The following is a 7372-nucleotide window of genomic DNA, read 5'->3' on the forward strand; positions in this document are numbered from 1 at the left end:
GTGATCTCCGTCCGGGAGGGGTGGGCAGGTTGGCACGGGACAAGCCTGTCGAGAAGGGCCTGTCCTGACTGCCGGGCCACCATGCGAGATCGAGGTGGTGGTAGCACCCCCGCGCACTGGCAGGTTGCCCTCCTGTCCGGAGCGCCCAGCTCGCCATACGCTGGCCCACTGAGCAGCCACGACCCGGGAGAGTGATGATCGAGCAGGCCATGGCGTGGCGATCACGGCTGGGCCGGGAGGCGAGGGCGCTGGTCTCCACCGACACCTGGCGGCGAACCCTGCACCTGCTGGTGGTGACCCCGTGGGCGGTGCTGATGACCGTGCTCAGCGTCCTCGGGCTCGTGCTCTCCGCGGCACTCCTGCCCGTCCTGCTGCTCGGCGTGCCGACCTTCCTCGGCTACGGGACCGCGCTGCGCTGCTGTGCCCGCCTCGAAGCGCGGTGGTGCCACCTGGTGCTCGGCGTACGGGTCCCGACGGCCCTGCGCGCACCCGCCGGGACCGGTTGGGCGCAGCGGGCCGGCCACCTCGTGCTCGACTCGACCCTGTGGCGGGCCGTGGCGTACCACCTGCTCCGCCTGCCGCTGGCCCTCAGCACGGCACTACTGACCCTGATCGCCTGGGGCGGCGGGGCCTGGCTGCTGATCGCCGCCACCCATCCGCCGGCCTGGCCGTTCGCCGACACCCCGCTACCGGGCGACAGCACCGCCCACGCCCTCCTGCACGGGCCGCTTCGACCGGTCACCGCGGCGCTACTGGTCACCGGCGGGGTGGCCCTGCTGATCGCCGCCCCGACGGTGGTCCGGGCACTCGCCCTGGTGCACGTCTCGCTCGCGAGGACCCTGCTCGGCTGGGCGTCGACCCGTCAGCTCCGGGCCCGGGTGCGGGAGGTCGAGCAGCGCCGCGCCGAGGTCGTCCGGGCCGCCGAGGCCGAACGCCGGCGCATCGAGCGCGACCTGCACGACGGCGCCCAGCAGCGCCTCATCCACCTGGTGCTGACCCTCGGCATGGTCCGACACCAGTTCGCCGACGACCCGGTCCGCGCCGCGCCGCTGCTCGCCACCGCCCATCAGGAGGCCAAGCAGGCAATCGTCGAGCTGCGCGACCTCACCCGTGGGCTGCACCCGCCGGTGCTCGCCGACCGGGGCCTGGACGCCGCACTGTCCGCCCTGGCCGCCCGGTCGCCGGTGCCGGTCACGATCGACGTACGCCTCGACCGTCGGCCGCCGCGACTCATCGAGTCCATCGCCTACTTCATGGTGGCCGAGGCGCTGTCCAACACGGCCAAGCACGCCCAGGCCACTCGGGCTCAGATCCACCTGGCGGCACGTCGCGACGCGCTGCTGATCCGGGTGACCGACGACGGCGTCGGCGGCGCCGACACGTCGGGCGGGTCGGGGCTGGCCGGGCTCGCCGAGCGTGCCCACGGCGTCGACGGCGACCTGACCGTACACAGCCCAGCCGGCGGGCCGACCGTGCTCACCATGGAGCTGCCATGCGGGTGGTGATCGCCGAGGACGCGGCGCTGCTGCGCCAGGGCCTCACCCTGCTGCTCACGAGCAACGGACATGAGGTCGTCGAGGCGGTCGCCGACGCGGAGCAACTACTCCGGGCCGTTGCCGAGCACCGCCCCGACCTCGCCCTCCTCGACGTGCGCATGCCGCCCACCCACACCGACGAGGGGCTCCGCGCCGCGCTCGTCATCCGGCGTCAGCAGCCCGACACCGCGGTGCTGGTGCTCTCCCAGTACGTCGAGGAGCGCTACGCCGCCGACCTGCTCGGCGGCGACCTGCACGGGGTCGGCTACCTGCTGAAGGACCGGGTCGGCGAGGTCGGCGAGTTCCTCGACGCGCTGACCCGGGTGGGTGCCGGCGGCACCGTCTTCGACCCCGAGGTCGTCCGCCAGATCCTCTCCCGTACCCGCCGGGACACCCCGCTGCGCAGGCTCGCCCCCCGCGAGTTGGAGGTGCTCCACCTGATGGCCGAGGGCAGGTCGAACGCCGGCATCGCGGCAGAGTTGGTGATCACGGAACGGTCCGTCGAGAAGCACATCAACAGCATCTTCAGCAAACTGCAACTGCCGGTGACGAGCGGCGACAACCGGCGCGTGATCGCGGTGCTGCGCTTTCTCGACAGCGGCGGACAGCGGCCGTGACCTCGCCCGCCCCGACGGCCGCCGCACCGACGCCTCAGGCTCCGGCTGCCACTCCCGGCTGGTTCAGCTCGATGTCGTCCACCGTGACGTTGACCTGGGTGACCGTCAGACCGTACTTCTCCACCGCCTCGATCACCGTGGCCCGCACCGCCTCGGTCACGTCGGCCACGACGTGACCGGCGTCGATCACCAGGACCACGTTGATGACTGCCGAACTGCCCTTCACATCGGCCGAGACACCCCGGCGAGCGTCGCCCACCTCGTCCAGGCCGACCTTGTCCAGCACGCTGTTGAAGAACCGGGCCACGTCACCACCAAGATCGGCGACACCGGGCACCGAACGAACGGCAGCCCCGGCGATCTTCTCCACGACCTCGTCGGAAACCGACGTGACACCCCGGGTCGCACCCGTCGCGGGCTGCGCTGCACCGGCGTTCTCCACCGCGTCCGTCATGATCACATCTCCCCTGGTCCCGGTGCGTTGTGGACCGACCGATTCGTCAGCCCACTCGCGTGGCCGGCCGTGCGGTGGCCACGCGCCGCGAGCCTACTAAAAACGGAGCCGCTTTCGCTTCCGGGCAACCGAAGCGCAGTGCCGCCGCGGCCTACCGGCACGGGTCCCGCACGCTGGCGGTCCGCGGGCCGACTGTCGGACGGTCCACAGCGGATTCCTGCCCGCTCCGCGGGTGAGGTCCGTCTTGCTGCGCCCGATCGTCGGCGTCGGTCCCGCCGCGTCGCCAGGTCAGCGGGCGAGTTGGGCGAGCAACTCGTCTGCCGCCGTGTACGGGTCGATGGCACCCTCGGCGACCTTCGTGGCGAGCGTGCTCAGCTCCGTACCGTCGCGCAGGGAGCCGATCCGGGCGCGCAGGGTGCCGAGCGCGATCGCCTCGACCTCGGCGGCGGCCCGCGCCTCCTGGCGGCGGCGCAGCTCGCCGTGCTCGACCAGCCAGCCCCGGTGCTTGTCGATCGCCGCCGCGATCTCGTCGATGCCCTCGCCCCGCGCGGCGACCGCGCGGACCACCTGCGGCCGCCACTGCCCCGGGCCGCGCTCGCCGAGGGCGATCATGCCCTGGATGTCACGGACGGTGGCGTCGACGCCGTCCCGGTCGGCCTTGTTGACCACGAACACGTCGGCGATCTCCAGGATGCCGGCCTTGACCGCCTGGATCGCGTCACCCATGCCGGGGGCGAGCAGCACCAGTGTGGTGTCGGCCAGCGAGGCGACCTCCACCTCGGCCTGCCCGACGCCGACGGTCTCCACCAGCACCACGTCGCAGCCGGCGCCCTCCAGGACCCGGACCGCCTGCGGCGTCGCCGCGGCCAACCCGCCGAGGTGACCCCGGCTGGACATGGACCGGATGTAGACGCCCGGATCGGTGGCATGGTCCTGCATCCGCACCCGGTCGCCGAGGATCGCTCCACCGGTGAACGGACTGGACGGGTCGACCGCCAGCACGCCGACCCGATGCCCCTGCGCCCGCAGCGCGCGGACCAACTCGTTCGTGGTGGTCGACTTGCCCACCCCGGGCGAACCGGTCAGCCCGACGACCTGGGCCTGCCCGGCGTACGGCGCCAACGCGGCGGCGATCTCCGGCAGCAGCGCGTCGCCATTCTCCACAAGGGTGATCAGCCGGGCCACCGCGCGAGGATCACCCGCGCGGGCCCGCCCGACAAGCATCGGTACGTCCCGACTGCGGCGCACCGACGTGGTGCCCCCGGACGGGACGTGCGCGGCCGCCTCGCTCACAGTGCCGTCTTCGTTCGCGACTGCGGTGCTCGCAGAACCGGCTCGCTCCTCGCGCTCACCGGGCCGCCGCTGCGCTTCCCGGCACGTGGATGATCAGCGCGTCGCCCTGGCCACCGCCACCGCAGAGGGCCGCCGCGCCGGTGCCGCCACCGCGCCGCTTCAACTCCAGGGCGAGGGTGAGGACGAGACGCGCGCCGGACATGCCGATCGGGTGCCCCAGCGCGATGGCGCCGCCGTTGACGTTGACCCGGTCCGCGCTGATGCCCAGGTCCCGGCTGGACTGCACGCCGACCTGCGCGAACGCCTCGTTGATCTCGATGAGGTCCAGGTCGGTGACGCTCAGCCCACCCTTCTTCAGAGCGTGGTTGATCGCGTTCGACGGCTGCGAGTGCAGGGAGTTGTCCGGGCCCGCCACGTTGCCGTGCGCGCCGATCTCGGCCAGCCAGGTCAGCCCCAGCTCGGTGGCCTTGGCCTTGCTCATCACCAGCACCGCCGCGGCACCGTCGGAGATCGGCGACGAACTGCCGGCGGTGATGGTGCCGTCCTTGGCGAAGGCGGGGCGCAGCTTGGCCAGCGACTCGACGGTGGTGTCCGGGCGGATGCCCTCGTCCTCGCTGATCACCAGCGGGTCGCCCTTGCGCTGCGGGATCACCACCGGGGTGATCTCGTCGGCGAAGTGGCCGTTCTTCTGGGCGGCGGCGGCCCGCTGGTGACTGGCCGCGGCGAAGGCGTCCTGCTCCTCGCGGGAGATGCCGAGCCTGGCGCCGAGCCGCTCGGTGGACTCGCCCATCGAGCAGCAGTCCCACGCGTCGCTGAGCCCGTCGTGCGCCATGTGGTCCTTGACCACCACGTCGCCGTACTTGTAACCGGTGCGCTGGCCCATCAGCAGGTGCGGGGCATTGGTCATCGACTCCATGCCACCGGCCACGACGATGTCGAACTCGCCGGCACGGATCAGCTGGTCGGCCAGGGCGATCGCGTCCAGACCAGAGAGGCAGACCTTGTTGATGGTCAGCGCCGGCACGGACATCGGCACACCGGCCTCGACCGCGGCCTGCCGCGCCGGGATCTGGCCGGTGCCGGCCTGCAGCACCTGCCCCATGATCACGTACTGGACCTGGTCGGGGCTGACCCCGGCACGCTCCAGCGCGGCCTTGATGGCGATCCCACCGAGCTTCGTGGCCGGGAGGTCCTTGAGGTTGCCCAGCAGCCGCCCCATCGGGGTCCGCGCGCCGCTGACGATCACCGAAGCCATGCCTGCCTCCGAGGGGGGTGCCGTGCTGTACGCCTTAACGATTGTTCGGCCAGACTAGCGCCATGACTGAGAACTCCTCCGCCGAGCCCGGTGCCGACTCCGTCACAGACATCGGGCTCCGCAAGATCGACCACGTCGGGATCGCCGTGGCCGACCTGGACACCGCGATCGACTTCTACCAGCGGACGTTCGGCATGCGCTGCGTGCACGTCGAGACCAACGCCGAGCAGGGCGTGCAGGAAGCGATGCTGGCCGTCGGGCCGACCACCGAGGGCGGCTGCGTGCAACTGCTCGCCCCGCTCACCCCGGAGTCGACGATCGCCAAGTTCCTGGACCGCAACGGGCCGGGAGTCCAGCAGGTCGCGTACACCGTGGTGGACATCGACGCGGCCTGCGCGGCGCTGCGCGCGCGGGGGATGCGGCTGCTCTACGACGCACCGCGGCGCGGCACCGCGGACAGCCGGATCAACTTCGTCCACCCCAAGGACGCCGGCGGCGTCCTCGTCGAACTCGTCGAACCCGCCCCCACCCTCCACTGACCCACGGGCCGCGACGCGGCGTCCGCCCGCGCGGTGTGCGCCCTGCGGCTCTCGCGCGCCCTCTGGAGCGTCGCGGCGCACGTCAGTGCGCGGTTGGCGGGGCGGCCGGGCACCTTCACGCATCGGCGGATGCGGTTTTTCACAGAGGACTTCCCGGCCTAGCTACCGTTCAGTAACGTCCGCCCCCACCGGAGCACGACCGGTGCTGGATGTGTCGAATGCCGACATGGCGGCCGTGCCCACCGGTGCCGACGATGGCAGCACCCGGACCCGGGCGGGTGCGGACGAACCGGAGGTCACCGTGCAGGACATCCTCGATGTGATCATGGCGGCGGAGGAGTCGAACGATCCGGACCGCGAACTCGCCGGCGTCGCCGGGTTGCCCGTACCGGAGAGTTACCGAGGCGTCGTGGTCCGCGCCGAGGAGGCCCGGATGTTCGACGACATGCCCACCCGGGACAAGGACCCGCGCAAGGCTCTGCACGTGCAGGAGGTGCCGACGCCGGAGTTGGCACCGGGCGAGGCGTTGGTCGCGGTGATGGCGAGCGCGATCAACTACAACACGGTGTGGACAAGCATCTTCGAGCCGCTGCCCACCTTCACGTTCCTCCGGCGCTACGGCCGCGTCTCCGAGCTGACCCGCCGGCACGACCTGCCGTACCACGTGGTCGGCTCGGACGCGGCAGGCGTGGTGCTGCGTACCGGGCCCGGGGTGACCCGGTGGGCACCCGGCGACGAGGTGGTGGCGCACTGCCTCTCCGTCGAGCTGGAGGACGCCGCCGGGCACGACGACACCATGCTGGACCCGCAGCAGCGGATCTGGGGCTTCGAGACCAACTTCGGCGGGCTGGCCGAGCTGACCGTGGTCAAGGCCAACCAGCTGATGCCCAAGCCGCGTCACCTGAGCTGGGAGGAGGCGGCCAGCCCCGGGCTGGTCAACTCCACCGCGTACCGGCAACTCGTCTCGCACCACGGGGCCAACATGAAACAGGGCGACGTGGTGCTGATCTGGGGCGCCTCCGGCGGCCTCGGGGGGTACGCCACCCAGATGGCACTCAACGGCGGTGCGATCCCGGTCTGCGTCGTCTCCTCGCCGGAGAAGGCGGAGCTGTGCCGCCGGATGGGTGCGGACCTGGTCATCGACCGGGCGGCGGAGGGCTTCCGCTTCTGGAAGGACGAGGTGACCCAGGACCCGGACGAGTGGAAGCGTTTCGGCGAGCGGATCCGCGAGCTGACCGCCGGCGAGGACCCGGACATCGTCTTCGAACACCCGGGTCGGGAGACGTTCGGCGCCAGCGTCTACGTGGCCCGGCGCGGTGGGACTGTCGTCACCTGCGCCTCCACGAGCGGTTTCCAGCACCAGTACGACAACCGCTACCTCTGGATGCACCTCAAGCGGATCGTCGGCAGCCACTTCGCCAACTACCACGAGGCGTGGCAGGCCAACCGCCTGGTCGCGCTCGGCAAGGTGCACCCGACGGTCTCCCGCACCTACTCGCTGGAGCAGACCGGTCAGGCCGCGTACGAGGTGCACCGCAACGCCCACCAGGGCAAGGTCGGCGTGCGCTGCCTCGCACCCAGCGACGGGCTGGGCGTACGCGACGGGGAGTCGCGGGCCCGGCACGAGGACGCGATCAACCGGTTCCGGGGGCACTGACCGGCACCGCCGGCCTCCGGGG

At 71.9% G+C, this 7372-nt stretch carries 7 protein-coding genes; 4 read left to right on the forward strand and 3 right to left on the reverse strand.

Features of this window, described 5'->3' with window-relative positions; translation table 11 throughout:
- Positions 1-194: 194 nt before the first annotated feature.
- Together ACGFIQ_RS10855 and ACGFIQ_RS10860 are read left to right on the forward strand one after the other, a co-directional pair.
- Positions 195-1505 carry a sensor domain-containing protein gene (locus ACGFIQ_RS10855; RefSeq protein WP_393242498.1) on the forward strand — a complete coding sequence of 437 codons (1311 nt, stop codon included), beginning with the start codon at positions 195-197 and terminating at the stop codon, positions 1503-1505.
- Positions 1493-2152, forward strand: a complete 660-nt coding sequence (locus tag ACGFIQ_RS10860) for a response regulator transcription factor (protein ID WP_357066947.1) — start codon at positions 1493-1495, stop codon at positions 2150-2152. The genes ACGFIQ_RS10855 and ACGFIQ_RS10860 overlap by 13 nt, the downstream gene beginning before the upstream one ends.
- 34 nt (positions 2153-2186) lie before the next feature.
- On the opposite strand, the gene ACGFIQ_RS10865 is transcribed toward ACGFIQ_RS10860, so the two are convergent.
- The 3 genes from ACGFIQ_RS10865 to ACGFIQ_RS10875 form a co-directional block, all read right to left on the reverse strand.
- Positions 2187-2606: an Asp23/Gls24 family envelope stress response protein gene (locus ACGFIQ_RS10865; RefSeq protein WP_393242501.1), complete on the reverse strand. Its 420-nt coding sequence runs from the start codon at positions 2604-2606 to the stop codon at positions 2187-2189.
- A gap of 288 nt (positions 2607-2894) precedes the next feature.
- Entirely contained in the window at positions 2895-3830 is a 936-nt protein-coding gene (gene meaB, locus ACGFIQ_RS10870) for a methylmalonyl Co-A mutase-associated GTPase MeaB (RefSeq protein ID WP_393243176.1), read from the reverse strand.
- A 124-nt stretch (positions 3831-3954) separates the two neighbouring features.
- Positions 3955-5154, reverse strand: coding sequence for an acetyl-CoA C-acetyltransferase (locus ACGFIQ_RS10875; RefSeq protein ID WP_393242503.1), 1200 nt, complete (start codon positions 5152-5154; stop codon positions 3955-3957).
- A 62-nt stretch (positions 5155-5216) separates the two neighbouring features.
- On the opposite strand from ACGFIQ_RS10875, the gene mce reads away from it, so the two are divergent.
- Positions 5217-5693: a methylmalonyl-CoA epimerase gene (gene mce / locus ACGFIQ_RS10880; protein WP_393242505.1), complete on the forward strand. Its 477-nt coding sequence runs from the start codon at positions 5217-5219 to the stop codon at positions 5691-5693.
- Positions 5694-5994: 301 nt separating this feature from the next.
- The gene (gene ccrA / locus ACGFIQ_RS10885) at positions 5995-7350 is read left to right on the forward strand and encodes a crotonyl-CoA carboxylase/reductase (RefSeq protein WP_393243178.1); all 1356 of its coding nucleotides are present in this window, start codon (positions 5995-5997) and stop codon (positions 7348-7350) included.
- Positions 7351-7372: the final 22 nt, after the last annotated feature.

The sequence above is a fragment of the Micromonospora sp. NPDC048898 genome, from assembly GCF_043198035.1.
Classification (GTDB): domain Bacteria; phylum Actinomycetota; class Actinomycetes; order Mycobacteriales; family Micromonosporaceae; genus Micromonospora.